This window comes from Kitasatospora sp. NPDC092286 (genome assembly GCF_044755565.1).
In the GTDB taxonomy this organism is placed as follows: domain Bacteria; phylum Actinomycetota; class Actinomycetes; order Streptomycetales; family Streptomycetaceae; genus Kitasatospora.
In genome coordinates this window covers 392,461-408,663 of record NZ_JBIVRD010000002.1, presented here as the reverse complement: position 1 = coordinate 408,663, position 16,203 = coordinate 392,461, and the positions used below count along the sequence as shown (strand labels likewise).

Genomic DNA, 16,203 nt, shown 5'->3' with positions numbered 1-16,203 from the left:
CGGTTGTGCTGGCAGCGCAGAAACGCACCACGGCAGGAGCGGGGGACCCACAGGTAAGTCGCCCCGGACCGGTTCCCGAAACCGGTTCAGGGCTAGGGGTGAAGCCGCGCCAAGGCGCGGCCGGGCAACTCCAGCCCGAATCCGACAGCTCACCTCGCAGGCGTGGGAGAGGATCGCGTCTTCATGCTGCCCGTCAACGGCACCAGTCTGCCCCGTCGCGCCCGCCGCCTGATCGCCGCCGTCGGCGTCGCGGGTGTCGGCCTGACCGTCCCGTGCCTCACCACCGGCACCGCCTCCGCCGCCCCGGTCGCCACCTGGGACAAGGTCGCCCAGTGCGAGAGCGGTGGCAACTGGGCCATCAACACCGGCAACGGCTTCTACGGCGGCCTGCAGTTCACCTCCAGCGCCTGGGCCGCCTTCGGCGGTACCGCGTACGCCCCGCAGGCCCACCAGGCCACCAAGGACCAGCAGATCGCGGTCGCCGAGAAGGTCCTCGCCTCGCAGGGCCCCGGCGCCTGGCCTGTCTGCTCCGTCCAGGCCGGCCTGACCAAGGGCGGCACCCCGGCCGCCGTCGACACCTCGGCCGCCGCGAAGCCGGCCGCCACCCCCGCGCCGAAGCCCGCCCCGCAGGCCCCCGCGCAGACCCCGGCCCCGGCGAAGAGCCAGGCCCCCGCCGACTCCGCCCAGGCCAAGGGCGGCAGCCAGGCCCAGCCGACCGACTACACCGTCATCGCGGGCGACTGGCTCTCCTCCATCGCCGACAAGAACAACGTCCAGGGCGGCTGGGAGCGGCTGTACGAGCTGAACCGCGGCACCCTGACCCAGGGTCCGCACGTCATCTACCCGGGCCAGCAGCTCGCCCTGGGCAAGGGCGGCCAGGCCCAGCAGTCCGGCCAGGGCGCCACCGGCGCCTCCACCGGCAAGCCGGCCGCGCAGGCCCCCGCCGCCAAGCCCGCCGCCAAGCCGGTCGCCAAGCCCGCCGCCCCGGCGCAGACCCAGGCCCCGGCGCAGACCGCCACCGGCAGCATGGCCGCCGCCGTCTCCTTCGCCCAGTCGAAGGTCGGTCAGGCCTACATCTACGGCGGCACCGGCAACGGCGGCTGGGACTGCTCCGGTCTGACCCAGGCCGCGCTGCGCGCCGCGGGCGTCTCCGTCCCGCGCGTCGCCGCCGACCAGGCCGCCGCCAGCACCCACGTCTCGCTGGACAGCCTGCTCCCGGGCGACCTGCTGTTCTGGTCCAACAACGGCAAGGACTCCGGCGTCTACCACGTCGCGATCTACATCGGCGGCGGGAAGTACGTCGAGGCCGCCAACCCGAGCTCGGGCGTGCGGACCCAGACCGTCGCCAACTGGGCCCCGGACTTCGCCGGCCGGGTCTGACCCGCCGGGCGTGCCCGGCACGCCCCCGACCCCGAGGCCCCCGGGGAGAGTCTGGTCGCTCTCCCCGGGGGCCTCGGCCTGTCTCCCCCGGCCGTCGCGCACCGGCCGGGTACCGGCGGGGCCACCGGTGGTCAACGCGGGCGCCGGCAGGGCATGCTGCTGCTCCGTACCCGAGGAGGAGTCACATGGCCCAGGTCACCGTCACGCTCGACGCCGATCTCGCCATCGACGCGATGACGCTCTCCGGCACCACGAACCCGCAGGACGCCGTCGAACTGGTCCCGCGCGACCACCTCGCCCGGGGCCGGCACACCGGGACCCGGACCGGCGACGCCGCCGACGGACAGCGGGTGAACCAGGAGCGCCCCACCGTCCAGGAGGGCTGAGCGCGGCCCCGGCACCGGTTCACCGCGGGCAGGCCCCGGTGGAGCCGCGCATCACCAGCTCCGGCTGGAACATGAACTCCCCGCGCTGGGCGGCGTTCGCACCGACCTCCTCCAGCAGGGCGTCGACGGCGGCGGTGGCCATCGCCTCGACCGGCTGGCGGATGGTGGTGAGCGGCGGCTCGGTGAAGGCGATCAGCGGCGAGTCGTCGAAGCCGACCACCGAGACGTCCTGCGGGACGGCCAGGCCCCGCTGACGCACCGCGCGGATCGCGCCGAGCGCCATCATGTCGCTGCCGCAAACGATCGCCGTGCAGCCCTTGTCGAGCAGCGCGCCGGCCGCCGCGTGCCCGCCCTCCACGCTGAACAGCGTGTGGTGGACGAGGTCCTCGGCCTCCTCCTGGGTCTTGCCGAGCACCGCCCGCATGGCCGCCGTGAAGCCCTCGATCTTGCGCAGCACCGGTACGTACCGCCGCTGCCCGACCGCCAGACCGATCCGCTCGTGGCCGAGTTCGGCCAGGTGCTGGACGGCCATCCACATCGCGGCCCGGTCGTCCGGCGAGATGAACGGCGCGTCGATCTTCTCGCTGTAGCCGTTGATCAGCACGAACGGCACCTGCCGGCCGGCCAGCCGGGCGTACCGGTCGTGGTCGGCGGTGGTGTCGGCGTGCAGGCCGGAGACGAAGACGATGCCCGCCACGCCCCGGTCGACCAGCATCTCGACCAGTTCGTCCTCGGTCGAGCCGCCGGGCGTCTGGGTGCAGAGCACCGGCGTGTAGCCGTGCCGGCTCAGCACCTGCTCGATCACCTGGGCCAGCGCGGGGAAGATCGGGTTGCTCAGCTCCGGGGTGATCAGCCCGATCAGTCCGGCGCTGCGCTGGCGCAGGCGGGTCGGCCGCTCGTAGCCGAGCACGTCCAGCGCCGCCAGCACGGTCTGCCGGGTGGCGGCGGAGACGTTCGCCTTGCCGTTGAGTACGCGGGAGACGGTGGCTTCGCTGACCCCCGCCTGCGCCGCGATGTCTGAGAGTCGCGCCGTAGTCACGGTCCCAGAGCCTATTGCAACCACGTCAGACCGCCCACCAGCCGGTGCTGTCCGGGGCCAGCACGGTCTCGCCGCCGTCCACCTCCAGGTCGGCGGAGGCGAGCAGCAGCCGGCCGGGCACGGCTATCCGGACCGGCTGGTCGGTGGTGTTCACCGTGCACACGAACGAGCCGCGGCGGAACGTCAGGGTGCCCTCGGGGCCGTCCAGCCACTCGACCTCGGTGCCGGCGCCCAGCCCGGGCTGCGCACGCCGGACGGCCAGCGCACTGCGGTACAGCTCCAGGGTGGACGTCGGGTCACCGGTCTGCGCCTCGACGCTGAGCGCGGCCCACTCGGCGGGCTGGGGCAGCCAGCTCGGGCCGCCGGCGGTCGGGCCGAAGCCGTACGGGGCCTCGGTGCCGGACCACGGGATCGGCACCCGGCAGCCGTCGCGGTAGCCGTCCTGGCCCGCCTGACGGAAGAACGACGGGTCCTGGCGGACCTCGTCGGGCAGGTCCGTGACGTCCGGCAGGCCGAGCTCCTCACCCTGGTAGATGTACGCGGAGCCGGGCAGCGCGAGCATCAGCAGGGTGGCGGCACGGGCGCGGCGCAGGCCGAGGCCGCGGTCGCCGGCGGTGCGGATCTGGGTGCCCAGGCCCGGCGGGTTGGCGAAGCGGGTGGCGTGCCGGGTGACGTCGTGGTTGGAGAGCACCCAGGTGGTGGGGGCCTCCACCGGGCGCATCGAGTCGAGCGAGAGGTCGATCACCTCGCGCAGCTCGGCGGCGTCCCAGGAGGTGCCCAGGTACTGGAAGTTGAAGGCCTGGTGCAGTTCGTCGGGGCGGACGTAGTTGGCGGTGCGCTGGACGGTCGGGGTCCAGGCCTCGGCGACGCCGATCCGCTCGCCCGGGTACTCGTCCAGGATGGTCCGCCAGCTGCGGTAGATCTCGTGCACGCCGTCCTGGTCGAAGAACGGCATGACGTCGTTGCCGAGCAGCTTGAGCTGGTCGGCGCCGCCGAGGTCGGGCAGGCCGGGGGCCTTGACCAGGCCGTGGGCGACGTCGATCCGGAAGCCGTCGACGCCCATGTCCAGCCAGAACCGCAGGATCGAGCGGAACTCGTCGGCGACGGCCGTGTTCTCCCAGTTGAAGTCGGGCTGCTCGGGGGCGAACAGGTGCAGGTACCAGTCGCCCGGGGTGCCGTCCGGGTTCTCCGAGCGGGTCCAGGCCGGGCCGCCGAAGATGGACTCCCAGTCGTTGGGCGGCAGTTCGCCGTTCTCTCCCTTGCCCGGACGGAAGTGGTAGCGCTCGCGCAGCGGCGAGGCGGGGCCGTCGCGCAGCGCCCGCTGGAACCACTCGTGCTGGTCGGAGGAGTGGTTGGGGACGAGGTCCACGATGATCCGCAGGCCCAGCTCGTGGGCGTCGCGGATCAGCGCGTCGGCGTCCAGCAGGGTGCCGAACATCGGGTCCACCGCGCGGTAGTCGGCCACGTCGTAACCGGCGTCGGCCTGCGGCGAGGCGTAGAACGGCGAGAGCCAGACCGCGTCCACGCCGAGGTCGCGCAGGTAGGGCAGGCGGCTGCGGATGCCGGGCAGGTCGCCCATGCCGTCGCCGTTGGAGTCGGCGAAGCTGCGCGGGTACACCTGGTAGATGACCGCGTCCCGCCACCAGTCTCTGGACGCGCCGGTGCTCGCCTCGTGAGCGGTGGCGTCGGCGGCGGGCCGGGAGGTGTCGGCCAGGTTCTGGGTCATGGACGGTATCCCTTGGGGACTAGGCGGTGGATACGGCAGCGGTCAGGACTTGGAGGCGCCGGCCGTGAGACCGGTGACCAGGTGACGCTGCACCAGGTAGAAGAGGGCCGAGGAGGGGATCGCGATCAGGACCGCGGTCGCCGCCATCAGGTTCCACTGGGCGTCGTGCTCGCTGACGAAGGTCTGCAGGCCGACGGCGAGGGTGTACTTGTCGGAGCTGAGCATGAAGGTGGAGGCGAAGGCCACCTCGGCCCAGGCGGTCAGGAAGGAGTAGAACGCCGCCACCGCCAGGCCCGGCCGGGCGAGCGGCAGCACCAGCCGCCAGAAGGTGCCGAACGGGCTGAGCCCGTCGACCCGCCCGGCCTCGTCGATCTCCACCGGGATGGTGTCGAAGTAGCCCTTGAGCAGCCAGGCGCAGTACGGGACGGTGGTGGTCGAGTAGACCAGGATCAGTCCGAGGTAGCTGTCCAGCAGGCCGAGGTCGGAGAGGATCGTGTACATCGGCACGATCAGCACCGCGATCGGGAACATCTGGGTGACCAGCAGCGACCACATCAGCGGCTTGTGGCCGGGGAAGCGCATCCGGGAGACGGCGTAGCCGGTGGTGGCGGCGATCAGCACGCCGAAGACCGTGGTGACCCCGGAGACCAGGAACGCGTTGCCGAACCAGGTGAAGAAGTCGGTGTCGAACAGCACCGTGTGGTAGTTCGACAGCGTCATCTTGTCGAAGATCTCGCCGGGGTGGAGGTAGTCCGTCTTGTCGGGGCCGAGCGAGACGTAGAGGATCCACGCCACCGGGAAGAGCGCGATCAGGCTGGCCAGGATCAGCGTGCCGTGCGACAGCGTCTTGACCAGCGGGCTCGCCTCGCCGCGGCGGCGGACCCGGGCCGGCTTGGCGGCCGGGGTGGCCGCGCCCGCGGTGCGGACGGTGGGTCGGTCGGTGGTGGTGCTCATCGGGGGTACCTGCCTTCGTGGTCGCTGGGGTTGCGGGGCGTCAGCCGTTGGCCTGCTCGTTGCGGGCGAGCCAGCGCCGGTAGAAGGCGGTGAAGACGATCAGGATGGAGAGCAGGATCACGCCGTAGGCGGCGGACTGCGCGTAGTCCCGGGGCTGCTGGCCGAAGCCGAGGCGGTAGGCCCAGGTGACGAGCAGCTGGGCGTCGGGCGCTCCGCTGGTGCCGAACAGCAGGAAGATGACCGCGAACTGGTTGAACGTCCAGATCACGCCGAGCAGGACGACGGTGGAGGAGACGGTGCGCAGCCCGGGCAGGGTGACGTACCGGAAGCGCTGCCAGGGGGTGGCGCCGTCCATCTCGGCGGCCTCGTACAGCTCGGCCGGGATCGACTGCAGGCCGCCGAGCAGCGAGATCATCATGAACGGCACGCCGACCCAGGTGTTGACCAGGATCGCGGCGGCCTTCTGTGCCAGCGGGTCGTCCAGCCAGCCGGGTTCGGGCAGGTGCAGGGAGGAGAGCAGCCCGTTGACGGCGCCGCCGTCGGCGAGCATCAGCCGCCAGGAGAAGACGGTGACGAAGGTCGGCACGGCCCACGGCAGAATGAGCAGCATCCGGTAGACGGCGCGGCCGCGCAGCTTCTGGTTGAGCAGCAGGGCCAGGCCCAGGCCGATGGTGTAGTGCAGGAAGACGCAGAGCGCCGTCCAGGTGATGGTCCAGACGAAGTGCGACCAGAAGCGGTCGTACGAGCCGGGGCCCCAGAGGATGTCGGCGTAGTTGTCGAAGCCGACGAACTTGTAGCTGGCCGGGATCTCGTTGACGCCGATCTTGCGGGCGGCGTTGAGGCTGTTGGCGTCGGTGAGGGTGAGCCAGATGCCCTCGGCGAGCGGGTAGAGCACCAGCACGCCGAGCACCAGCACCACCGGCGTGATCATCGCGTAGGCGTACCAGTGCTTGGCGTAGGAGCGCTTGAGCCGCTCCATCGGGCCCGGACGCGAATCGCGCTCCCGGCTGCCCTTGCCGGTGGCGCCCTGCACGGCGACTGACATCGATTGACACCTTCTCAGGAGGTCCGCCGCCCGCTTCGGCGACTGCTGGTACGGAGCTGGCCGTCCGGCCCGCCGGGAGGGAGCGCGGCGGGCCGGACGACGGGGGCTTGTCGGGGAAGCCCCCGGACTACTTGGCGAAGCCCGGGAGGAGCTTGGCGTAGTCGGTGGCGACGGTGTTCAGGCCGTCCTGGGTGCCGGTGCCCTGGGCCACCTTGCCGAGGTTGGTACCGAGCGAGGCGAACAGCGAGCTGTACTCGGGCAGTTCGGGGCGCGGCTTGGCGCTGCCGAGCACGGCCTGGAAGCCCGCGATGCCGGGGTCGGCCTTGACCTCGGGGGTGAAGGCGTCGGCGCGGGTCGGCAGGGTGGAGTTCTTCTGCGCGATGAACGCCTGGCTCTCGGCGGAGGTCATGAAGGCGGCGAACTTCTCGGCGGCGGCCTTGTGGGCCTGGTCGGCGCCGGCGTAGACGGAGATGTTGTGGCCGCCGGTGGGGGCGCCGGCCTTGCCGGCGGAGCCGGCCGGGACGGGGGCGATGCCGAGGTTGGTCTTGTCGGCGAACGCGGAGCCCTTGTAGATGTTGGTGATCTCCCAGGGGCCCTGGATGATGGCCGCGACCTTGCCGCTGTTGAAGGCGTCCATCATGTGCGCGTAGGCGTCGGTGGTGACGTCGGCCTTGACGGTGCCGGGCGAGGTGAACAGCGACTTGTAGGTCTCGATGCCCTTGACGGCCTCGGGCGACGCGACGGTGATCTTCTTGGTGGCGGCGTCGACGGTGTCGGTGCCCTCGCCGAACAGGAACGGCATCGCGTAGTAGCCGTCGGCGGCCTTCAGCCAGAAGCCGTCCACGCCGGCCTTCTCCTTGACGGCGGCGGCGGCGGTCTTCAGCTCGTCCCAGGTCTTGGGGGCCTCGGTGATACCGGCCTTGGTGAACAGCTCCTTGTTGTAGAGCAGGCCCAGGGTGTCGGTGACCAGCGGGACGCCGTAGATCTTGCCCTCGTACTTGGCCTGCTGGACCAGGCTGGGCTGGAAGGCGGCGGAGTCGGCGGCGGCCGGGGTGCCGTCCAGCGGCTCCAGGTAGCCGGCCTTGGCGAAGGCGGCGGTCCAGCCGACCTCGGAGCGGAACACGTCCGGAGCGCCCTTGGCCCCCATGGCGGTCTGGAGCTTGTTCTGCGCCTGGTCGAACGGCACGTTGACGAAGTCGACCTTGACGGTCGGGTTGGCGGCCTCGAACTTCTTGACGAGTTCCTGGTAGTTCGGCGCCTCGTTGGTGGCGTTCGACGTGTCCCAGTAGGTGAGGGTGACCGGCCCGTCGGCCTTGCCGTTCGAGCTGGAGCCGCTGCTGCCACAGGCAGCCATCGAGACCGCGAGGGCCACAACGAGGGCAGAGGCCGCGATGCCACGCCGCATGAGAACTCCTTGGGAGGGTGGGGGTGCCCGAGATAGTGGGAGGCAGGCGCATAATGGCTGCCTCGCCGCGACCGCACCGTTGCTGCCGTCGGGCTCGGAAGGAAGTTAACAGCGGCGCAATCGCCACGGAAAGACCTTGCAGCAAGTTTCTGCAAGAAATGCCGATCGTTACATCCACGTGTCCTCGACGTTGCCACCCGGTGGTTGACAGTGGACGAATCATCAGCGTTCGCCCGTTTCGTCCGGCTCCGTACCGTGCCCGGACCGGCTCCGCCCCCACCCGCCTGAACCGCGGAGCGCCGCTTGCAGCAGACTGACGGCATGCGAATCAGAGCCGCGAAGAGGGACGAACTGCCGCTGCTGTGCGAGCTGGAACGGGCCGCCGGGGCGCCGTTCGCCGCGATCGGGATGCCGGAGATCTCCGAGGACGAACCGCCCGCGCCCGAGGAGCTCGCCCACTACCTGGACGGGGGCGTCGCCCTGGTGGCCCTGGAGGAGGACGGCGGCGCGCCCGTCGGCTATCTGCTGGCCGAGCCGGTGGACGGCGCGCTGCACATCGAACAGGTCTCCGTCCACCCCGGCCACGCCCGCCAGGGGATCGGCCGGGCGCTGATCGAGCACCTCGCGGCCACCACCGACGCGCCCGCGCTCACCCTCACCACCTTCGCCGACGTCCCCTGGAACGCCCCCTACTACGCCCGTTGCGGCTTCCGGCCGCTCGCCGACGCCGAGGTCACCCCCGGCCTGCGGGAGATCCGGCGCAAGGAGGCCGAGCACGGTCTGGACCGCTGGCCCAGGCTCTGCATGCGCCGGGAACCGCCCCGCGGCTGACCGGTCAGGCGACGCCCAGGCGCAGCACGGTGGTGGAGCGGAACTCCTCCCCCGGCCGCAGCTCGGTGCTGGGGAAGGCCGGGTGGTGCGGGGAGTCCGGGAAGTGCTGGGTCTCCAGCGCGATCCCGGCGAACGGCCCGTACGGGACACCGCTCGCGCCGGTCACCGCGCCCTGGAACGTGTTGGCGGTGTAGACCTGGATGCCCGGCTCGGTGGTCAGCACCTCCAGGGTGCGGCCGCTGGCCGGGTCCTCCAGCAGCGCGGCCCGGGCCGGGGTGCCGTCGGCCGGACGCGGCCGCAGCACCCAGTTGTGGTCGTAGCCGCCCGGGCCGGCCAGCTGGGGGTGCTCGTCGTGCACGGACTTGCCGATCGGCCGGGCCGCGGTGAAGTCGAACGGGGTGCCGGCCACCGGCTCGGTCCGCCCGTACGGGATCTGCCGCGCGTCGGCCGGGGTGTACTCCTCGGCGTCGAGGGTGAGCAGGTGGCCGAGGATGTCTCCGCTGCCTTCGCCCGAAAGATTGAAGTACGCGTGATTGGTCAGGTTGACGACGGTCGGCCTGGTGGTGACGGCCCGGTAGGCGATGACCAGTTCGCCGGCCGGGTCGAGGGTGTAGTCGACGGTGACATCGAGCGCGCCGGGGAAGCCCTGGTCGCCGTCCGGACTGTGCAGCCGCAGCCGCACGCCTGCGGGCAGTTGCCCGGCCTCCCAGATCCGGTGCGCGAAGCCGTCCGGGCCGCCGTGGATGGTGACGCCGCCACCGGTGGGGGCGAGCGGGTACTCCTCGCCGTCGATGGTGAACCCGCAGCGGTCGATCCGGTTGGCGTACCGGCCGACGACGGTGCCGTAGTGCCGGGCCGGGCCGAGGATCTCGCTCAGCCGGTCGGTGGAGAGCAGGAGTTGCGCGGGCCGGCCGGCCCGGTCGGGGGCGGTCAGGGTGTGCAGGGTGGCACCGAGGGTGAGCACGCTCGCCTCGTACGGGCCGGCGCGCAGCGTCCAGCGCTCGATCGCGGCACCCGCGCCCGAGGCCTCGAAGGGTTCGCGCCGCACGCTGGTCGCCTGCGGCCCGTTCGCCGGGGGCGTCGCCATGGCCTGCTCCTCACTGGTGGGCCACGGCGCACCGCGGCCACCTGGTTCCGGGTCCGTCCGGGGCCGCTGTGGCGGGCCCGGTGTGCGTCAGCCTAGCCAGAGCAGTGGGGGCGGGGGCGGTACGGCCGTCCTGCGCGCCGCCCCCGCGCCCCCGCGCCCCCGCGCGCTACCGCCGACCGCTGTCGGACCAGTCGGAGCCGCCGCGCTGCTCGGGCGGCAGGCCGAGGGCCGAGGCGAGGCCGTCCGGGCCGCTGCCCGCCTTGCGGTAGACGGCCGCCAGCCGACGGTTGACCAGGCTGAGCTGGACGCCCAGTTCCTCGGCGATCCGCTGCGGCGGCACGCCCCGGACGGCGAGCCGGGCGACGTCCCACTCGGGCTGGCTGAGCGTCTCGCGGAAGTCGCCCAGCCGGTTGGGCCGCAGGCCGTAGTTGGCCAGCTCGCGGCGGGCCTGGTCGACCAGGCCGTCGGCGGCGCAGTGCTGGGCCAGCTCGATGCCCTGGTACAGGTACTCCTGGGCGTCCTCCAGCCGGCCGACCCGGCGCAGTGCGGCGCCGAGGTCGACCAGGGCGACGGCGTGTTCGTACCCGGCGGGCGACTGGCCGAGGTGCGTGACGGCCTGTTCCAGCAGCTCCACCGCCTGCTGGCCGTCCTCGATCTGGGCGTGCAGCCGCAGCGCGGTGCCGATCGCCGAGGCGGTGCCGAAGGCCTGGGCGTCCTGGACGGCCCGCTGGGCCAGGTCGCGGGAGCGCTCGGGCTCGTCCGGGGCGATCGCGATGGCGAGGTGGCTGGCCCAGGGCGCCCACACGGTGTTGTGCCAGCCGCGCGCCTGCAACTGGGCACCGGCCTCGGTGAGCGCGGCGGCGGCCCCGGCGGGCCGGTCCACGGCGAGCAGCAGCTTGCCGTACAGCGAGGGCGCGTCCGGCAGCACCATGGCGTTGGCGTGGTACGGCGGGTTGAAGCCGAAGCCGATCGCGAGGTCCCAGGCCTCGCGGGTGCGGCCGCGGGCGAGCAGGGTGTCCACCAGCACGCCGACGGCGTCCCAGGCGAGCGGCAGCTTGGGGCCGATCCGCTCGGAGAGCCGCAGGGCGCGGCGGAGGAAGTCCTCGGCCTCGGCGAGCAGTCCGCGGCGGAACCGGGCCAGGCCCATCAGGAAGTAGGCGAAGCCCCGGTGGGCGCCGCTCCATCCGGCGATCTCGAACTGGACGATGGCGTCCGCGAACAGCCGCTCGGCCTGGGCGATGCGGTCGTTGTAGGTGTACGTGAGGCCCAGCATGGAGGGCAGTTCGAAGCCCCAGGTGTTGTCGGTCCAGCCGAGGCCCTTGGGCAGCCGGCCGTGGTCGAGCACGTCGTCGGCGTGCCGCAGGGCCTCGGCGGAGGCCTGCCCGCGCAGGGTGAGGTCCCAGGCGCGCATCGCGAGCACGGCCCGGTCGGCGGCCTCGCGGCCGGTGAGGCTGCGGCAGAGCTCGCCGAGGCGTTCGGAGCGGGCGGGCCCGTTCTCCTCGGACTTGCGGAAGGCGTGCCACATGAACGAGGCGGCTTCCAGCCGGAGCCGGCCCGCCGGGTCGCCGGTGGTCTTCTCGGCCTCCTCCTGGCAGACCACCGCGGCCTGGCCGAGCTCGCCGCTGTGGGCGAGGACCTCGGAGAGCCGGAAGGTGGCGTCCACCCGCAGGGAGGGGCGCAGCGGTCCCTCCTCCGGGTCAAGGGCGAGCCGCAGCTGGTTGACGGTGGCGACCGGGTCGGTGAGCAGCGCGGAGCAGCCGAGTTCGTACAGCACCTCGGCGCGGTCCTCGTCGTCCGGCGGTTCGGCGATGGCGCGGTGGAGACAGCGCTGGGCGGCCTCGGGGGCGCCGATCAGCAGGTGTTCGGCGGCGGCCCGGCGCAGTTTGCGGACGGTGCGGTCGTCGCCCTCGCCGGGGAAGGTCTCCACCAGGTGGCGGGAGGCGGCGAGGAGGCCGAGCCCGGCGTTCTCGATCTCGGCGGCGGCGACCCCGTGCATGCCGGTGCGGGTGGACTCCGGCATGGTGTTGTAGATGGAGCTGCCGATCAGCGGGTGGACGAACTCCAGGTTCCCGTTGGGGGTCTGGGTGAGGACCCGCTGCTTGCGCAGCTGCTTGATGGACTCGCGGGCGCCCTCGGCGCTCTGGGTGGAGATCCGGGCGGCGAGGTCGGGCCGGATGTCGGTGCCGAGCATCGCGGCGGCCCAGGCGAACCGCAGGGTGGTGGCACCGAGCCGCTCCAGCCAGCCCTTGAGGGTCATGCCGGTGGCGTCGACGGCGAGTTCGCGCAGTTGGAGGGAGTTCTCCTCGACCGGGTCGAGTGCCTGGTCCCGGACCTGGTCGAGCAGGGCGACGGCCTCGTAGGGATTACCGTTGACGACGTTCCAGAACTCGTAGCAGAAGGCGTCCTCCGCCGTGTCGCCGAGTTCGGCGCGGATGATGTCGGTGACGGAGACCAGGGAGAGCCGGTTCAGCTCATGCCGACGGGTGGCGAGTTCGATGACGGCGGTACGGTGCTGGTGGGCCTCGCTCTGCCAGTCCACGATGTCGTCGCGGTAGGCGAAGACCAGCAGGACCGGCAGTTCGCGGGCGCGTACCGCGAACTGGGTCAGCCAGCCGAGGGATTCGAGGTCGGCCCAGTGCAGGTCGTCGACGATCATCACCAACGGGGCTCGCCGGGGCGCCAGCTGGGTCAGGACGTAGTCGAGTCCGTCGCGCACGCCCTGCGGGTCGAGGCGACGGGCCCCGACCTTGGGCTGCTTGAGGCCCATGGCCGGTCCGACGACCTCCTCCCAGGTGCCCATGACCTGCCGGAACTCGGCGGGCGGGAGGCTGCTGAGGACGGGCTGGAGCAGCTGGCGCAGGACGTGGTAGGGCTCGTTGAACTGGCGCTCGCCGCCCCGGGCGAACAGCACGGTGGCGCCGTCGCGGAGCTTGGCGATCCGGCGGACCTCGTGCAGCAGGCTGGTCTTGCCGATGCCGGGCCGGCCGGAGAAGGTCAGCAGCTCGCCGATCTCGGTGCCGCCGGCGGCGAACTCGCGGCAGAGCTTGTCCACGGCGGTCTCCGCCGAGCGGAGTTCCGAGTCCCGGTCACGCAGTCTGATCCGGTGTGTCGCGGCGTCCCCCTCCCGGCTGGTGCCGCCCACCGCCCGATATTCGTGTCCCTGCTCGGTCACCGTCGCGCCTCCGCCTCGCCGTTCCCTGCTCGTGGAGCCGAGATTAGCGCCGCCGAGGGCATGCCGCGCGGCATTCACCCTGGCGGGGGCGGAGATTGAGGGTTCGGGCCGTCGACCCAGGGCAATTGCCCTATATCCCTAACGTCGGATCATTGCATCGGATACTCTACGGCCCGCGAGGCTGAGTTGATCTTGTCATGCAAGCCTCCGGCTGTCGAGGCGCCGCCTCAACTCCCCCACGACCACTGCTCGCACCAGAAGTGCCCCCACCCTTCGCTGCACCGGGAGTCCGATGTCTGACGACACATCACTTCAGATTCCGTTCCCGCACCGCCGCAGTCTCCACGGACCGTACGCCGCCGCACTGCACCGTGACTGGCTGACCCGCCACCCGCTGCTCCCCGACCCCGGCCACCCCTCCTACGCGCACTGGGAGGTGGTCGAGCTCGCCGCGCTCGGCTACCCTGACGCCGACCCGGACGAACTCGCCCTGGCCGCCGACCTGATGGGCTTCTACTTCCTCTTCGACGACCAGTTCGACGGACCGATCGGCCGCCGCCCCACCGAGGTGACCCCGATCTGCGAGCGGCTGGTCGCCGTCCTGCACGGCGCCCGCCCGAACGCCGCCTCCCCCGTGGAGACGGCCTTCGCGGACCTCTGGGACCGCAGCGTGAGCGGCATGCCCGCCCGCTGGCAGGCCCGCGCCGCCTACAACTGGGAGTGGTACCTGGCCAGCCACCCGGCCGAGGCCGCCGGGCGGATCTCCGAGCGCCCCCCGGACCGGGACGGCTACCTGGTACTCAGGCGGGGCACCGCCGCGATGGAGACGATCTTCGACATGGTGGAGCGCCTCGGGCGTTTCGAGGTGCCCGCCGCCATCCTCCACCACCCGGTCCTGCGCCAACTGCGCCAACTGGCCGCCGACATCCCCTCGCTGAGCAACGACGTCCGGTCCTTCCCGCTGGAGGCGCCGCGCGGCGACGTCAACAACCTGGTGATGATCGAGCAGCGGGAGCGCCGCTGCTCGGCCGAGGAGGCGTGCGCGGTGGTGATGGCGGAGGCCCAGCTCATGGTCGGGCGCTGCCACCACCTGCACGGTCAACTCCCCGCCGTCTACCGGGAGCTGGGCCTGGCGAGGGTGGAGCGGATCATCGCCCAGCGGTACGCGGACGGGCTGCTCACCTGGCTGGCCGGCTACCTCGACTGGGAGGCCCGCACCGGCCGCTACCAGACGGCCTGACCGGCCCGCGGCGCCCCACCCGGCCCGGATCCCGCCACTCTGTGTGGAGCCGACCCGCACGGCCCGTAGCCGCGCCCGCCGTCCCCGGCTATCGTGATCGACGGCGGGTGCCCCGGCGGGACGCCCGGTCCATGCGTGTCCGTACCCTCCGCCGGGCCGCCCGGTTCGCGGCCCGGCGCGCCGCCCCTCCGTGCGCCGGGGCGGCGCCCGACATCGCGAGGAGACACCCGAGCATGACGGTCTACCAGCCCCCGGGACAGCCCGGCAGCATCATCGCCTACCGCCCCCGCTACGAGCACTGGATCGGCGGCCGGTGGACGCCGCCGGTCCGCGGCGAGTACTTCGAGAACCCGAGCCCGGTCACCGGCGAGATCTTCACCGAGGTCGCCCGCGGCACCGCCGAGGACATCGAGGCCGCGCTCGACGCCGCCCACGCCGCCGCCCCGTCCTGGGGCCGCACCCCGCCCGCCGAACGCGCCCAGGTCCTGCTGCGGATCGCCGACCGGATGGCCGAGCACCTGGAGGCACTGGCGGTCGCGGAGAGCTGGGAGAACGGCAAGCCGGTGCGCGAGACGCTGGCCGCCGACCTGCCTCTCGCCGTCGACCACCTGCGCTACTTCGCCGGTGCGCTGCGCGCCCAGGAGGGCGGCCTCTCCCAGCTGGACGAGGACACCGTGGCGTACCACTTCCACGAGCCGCTGGGCGTGGTCGGCCAGATCATCCCGTGGAACTTCCCGATCCTGATGGCCGTCTGGAAGCTCGCCCCCGCGCTGGCGGCGGGCAACGCGGTGGTGCTCAAGCCCGCCGAGCAGACCCCGGCGTCCGTGCTGCTGCTGGCCGAACTGACCGCCGACCTGCTGCCGCCCGGCGTCCTCAACGTGGTCAACGGCTACGGCCTGGAGGCCGGCCGGCCGCTGGCGTCCAGCAACCGCATCCGCAAGATCGCCTTCACCGGCGAGACCACCACCGGCCGGCTGATCTCCCAGTACGCCAGCGGCAACCTGATCCCCGTCTCGCTGGAGCTCGGTGGCAAGAGCCCCAACCTGTTCTTCGCCGACGTCGCCACCGAGCAGGACGCCTTCTACGACAAGTCGCTGGAGGGCTTCGCGATGTTCGCCCTCAACCAGGGCGAGGTGTGCACCTGCCCGAGCCGGGCGCTGATCCAGGCCTCGGTGTACGACCGGCTGCTCGCCGACGGTCTGGACCGGGTGCGCTCGATGCGCCAGGGCAACCCGCTGGACACCGAGACCCAGGTCGGCGCCCAGGCCAGCGACGACCAGCTGAAGAAGATCCTCTCCTACATCGAGATCGGTCAGGCCGAGGGTGCCAAGGTGCTGGCCGGCGGCGAACGGGCCGACCTCGGCGGCGCGCTGTCCGGCGGGTACTACGTGACGCCCACCGTGTTCGAGGGCGTCAACGGCATGCGGGTCTTCCAGGAGGAGATCTTCGGTCCGGTGCTCGCCGTCACCCGTTTCGAGGACTTCGACGACGCGATCACCCTTGCCAACGACACCCTCTACGGGCTCGGCGCGGGCGTCTGGACCCGGGACAGCAACACCGCGTACCGGGCCGGGCGGGCCATCCAGGCCGGGCGGGTGTGGACCAACTGCTACCACGCCTACCCCGCACACGCGGCGTTCGGCGGCTACAAGAACTCCGGCATCGGGCGGGAGAACCACAAGGCGGTGCTGGAGCACTACCAGCAGACCAAGAACCTGCTGGTGAGCTACTCCCCCGACGCCGTCGGCTTCTTCTAGACCCGGCGCGCCCCGGTGGCGACGGCACGCCCCTCACCGGGGAAGCGAAGAAGCGGGGTGGGGGGGGGGGGCGGGCCCCCCCCCCCCCCCCACCCCCCCCGGGCCCCCCCCCCCGGCCCCCCCCCGCCCCCCGCCCCCGCCCCCCCCCCGGGCCCCCCACCCCAAAAAGGGGGACAACACC

General features: G+C 72.4%; 12 protein-coding genes and 1 riboswitch. Of the genes, 5 read left to right on the top strand and 7 right to left on the bottom strand.

Going from position 1 to position 16,203, the window contains the following annotated elements:
- Window positions 1-5: 5 nt before the first annotated feature.
- Window positions 6-176: riboswitch (cyclic di-AMP (ydaO/yuaA leader) on the top strand.
- A complete protein-coding gene (locus tag ACIQIB_RS04545; RefSeq protein WP_400756580.1) occupies window positions 163-1,380 on the top strand; it encodes a transglycosylase family protein in 1,218 nt (405 codons plus the stop codon). (Overlaps the previous riboswitch by 14 nt.)
- Window positions 1,381-1,565: 185 nt before the next feature.
- Window positions 1,566-1,766, top strand: coding sequence for a hypothetical protein (locus ACIQIB_RS04540; RefSeq protein WP_400756578.1), 201 nt, complete (start codon window positions 1,566-1,568; stop codon window positions 1,764-1,766).
- A gap of 19 nt (window positions 1,767-1,785) precedes the next feature.
- On the opposite strand, the gene ACIQIB_RS04535 is transcribed toward ACIQIB_RS04540, so the two are convergent.
- The 5 genes from ACIQIB_RS04535 to ACIQIB_RS04515 all read right to left on the bottom strand — a co-directional run bounded on the left by ACIQIB_RS04535 (window position 1,786) and on the right by ACIQIB_RS04515 (window position 7,935).
- Window positions 1,786-2,805: a LacI family DNA-binding transcriptional regulator gene (locus tag ACIQIB_RS04535; RefSeq protein WP_363614023.1), complete on the bottom strand. Its 1,020-nt coding sequence runs from the start codon at window positions 2,803-2,805 to the stop codon at window positions 1,786-1,788.
- A gap of 25 nt (window positions 2,806-2,830) precedes the next feature.
- The gene (locus ACIQIB_RS04530; RefSeq protein ID WP_363614025.1) at window positions 2,831-4,531 is read right to left on the bottom strand and encodes a glycoside hydrolase family 13 protein; all 1,701 of its coding nucleotides are present in this window, start codon (window positions 4,529-4,531) and stop codon (window positions 2,831-2,833) included.
- Window positions 4,532-4,573: 42 nt separating this feature from the next.
- On the bottom strand, window positions 4,574-5,485 hold the full coding sequence (locus tag ACIQIB_RS04525; protein WP_400756576.1) for a sugar ABC transporter permease: 912 nt from the start codon (window positions 5,483-5,485) through the stop codon (window positions 4,574-4,576).
- 40 nt (window positions 5,486-5,525) lie between these two features.
- Complete coding sequence (locus ACIQIB_RS04520; RefSeq protein ID WP_363614029.1) at window positions 5,526-6,530, bottom strand: sugar ABC transporter permease; 1,005 nt, start codon at window positions 6,528-6,530, stop codon at window positions 5,526-5,528.
- Between the two features lie 127 nt (window positions 6,531-6,657).
- Entirely contained in the window at window positions 6,658-7,935 is a 1,278-nt protein-coding gene (locus ACIQIB_RS04515) for an extracellular solute-binding protein (RefSeq protein ID WP_400649207.1), read from the bottom strand.
- A 321-nt stretch (window positions 7,936-8,256) separates the two neighbouring features.
- Between ACIQIB_RS04515 and ACIQIB_RS04510 the strand changes: the two genes are divergently transcribed.
- Window positions 8,257-8,766, top strand: a complete 510-nt coding sequence (locus tag ACIQIB_RS04510; protein WP_400756574.1) for a GNAT family N-acetyltransferase — start codon at window positions 8,257-8,259, stop codon at window positions 8,764-8,766.
- A 4-nt stretch (window positions 8,767-8,770) separates the two neighbouring features.
- Here the strand turns inward: ACIQIB_RS04510 and ACIQIB_RS04505 are convergent, their stop codons facing one another.
- Both ACIQIB_RS04505 and ACIQIB_RS04500 read right to left on the bottom strand, forming a co-directional pair.
- Window positions 8,771-9,853, bottom strand: coding sequence for an aldose epimerase family protein (locus tag ACIQIB_RS04505; protein ID WP_363614035.1), 1,083 nt, complete (start codon window positions 9,851-9,853; stop codon window positions 8,771-8,773).
- 166 nt (window positions 9,854-10,019) lie between these two features.
- Window positions 10,020-13,025, bottom strand: a complete 3,006-nt coding sequence (locus tag ACIQIB_RS04500; protein ID WP_363614037.1) for an AAA family ATPase — start codon at window positions 13,023-13,025, stop codon at window positions 10,020-10,022.
- A 292-nt stretch (window positions 13,026-13,317) separates the two neighbouring features.
- Here ACIQIB_RS04500 and ACIQIB_RS04495 point away from each other — a divergent pair, with 292 nt between their 5' ends.
- Together ACIQIB_RS04495 and ACIQIB_RS04490 are read left to right on the top strand one after the other, a co-directional pair.
- A complete protein-coding gene (locus ACIQIB_RS04495; RefSeq protein ID WP_363614039.1) occupies window positions 13,318-14,265 on the top strand; it encodes a terpene cyclase in 948 nt (315 codons plus the stop codon).
- 233 nt (window positions 14,266-14,498) lie between these two features.
- Window positions 14,499-16,022 carry an aldehyde dehydrogenase family protein gene (locus tag ACIQIB_RS04490; protein ID WP_363614040.1) on the top strand — a complete coding sequence of 508 codons (1,524 nt, stop codon included), beginning with the start codon at window positions 14,499-14,501 and terminating at the stop codon, window positions 16,020-16,022.
- Window positions 16,023-16,203 lie beyond the last annotated feature (181 nt).

Excerpts from the sequence above, each read along its gene's own strand:
- ACIQIB_RS04540 (WP_400756578.1), top strand. The coding sequence starts at position 1,566 with ATGGCCCAGGTCACCGTCACGCTCGACGCCGATCTCGCCATCGACGCG.
- ACIQIB_RS04530 (WP_363614025.1), bottom strand. The coding sequence starts at position 4,531 with ATGACCCAGAACCTGGCCGACACCTCCCGGCCCGCCGCCGACGCCACC.
- ACIQIB_RS04525 (WP_400756576.1), bottom strand. The coding sequence starts at position 5,485 with ATGAGCACCACCACCGACCGACCCACCGTCCGCACCGCGGGCGCGGCC.
- ACIQIB_RS04520 (WP_363614029.1), bottom strand. The coding sequence starts at position 6,530 with ATGTCAGTCGCCGTGCAGGGCGCCACCGGCAAGGGCAGCCGGGAGCGC.
- ACIQIB_RS04515 (WP_400649207.1), bottom strand. The coding sequence starts at position 7,935 with ATGCGGCGTGGCATCGCGGCCTCTGCCCTCGTTGTGGCCCTCGCGGTC.
- ACIQIB_RS04510 (WP_400756574.1), top strand. The coding sequence starts at position 8,257 with ATGCGAATCAGAGCCGCGAAGAGGGACGAACTGCCGCTGCTGTGCGAG.
- ACIQIB_RS04505 (WP_363614035.1), bottom strand. The coding sequence starts at position 9,853 with ATGGCGACGCCCCCGGCGAACGGGCCGCAGGCGACCAGCGTGCGGCGC.
- ACIQIB_RS04495 (WP_363614039.1), top strand. The coding sequence starts at position 13,318 with ATGTCTGACGACACATCACTTCAGATTCCGTTCCCGCACCGCCGCAGT.
- ACIQIB_RS04490 (WP_363614040.1), top strand. The coding sequence starts at position 14,499 with ATGACGGTCTACCAGCCCCCGGGACAGCCCGGCAGCATCATCGCCTAC.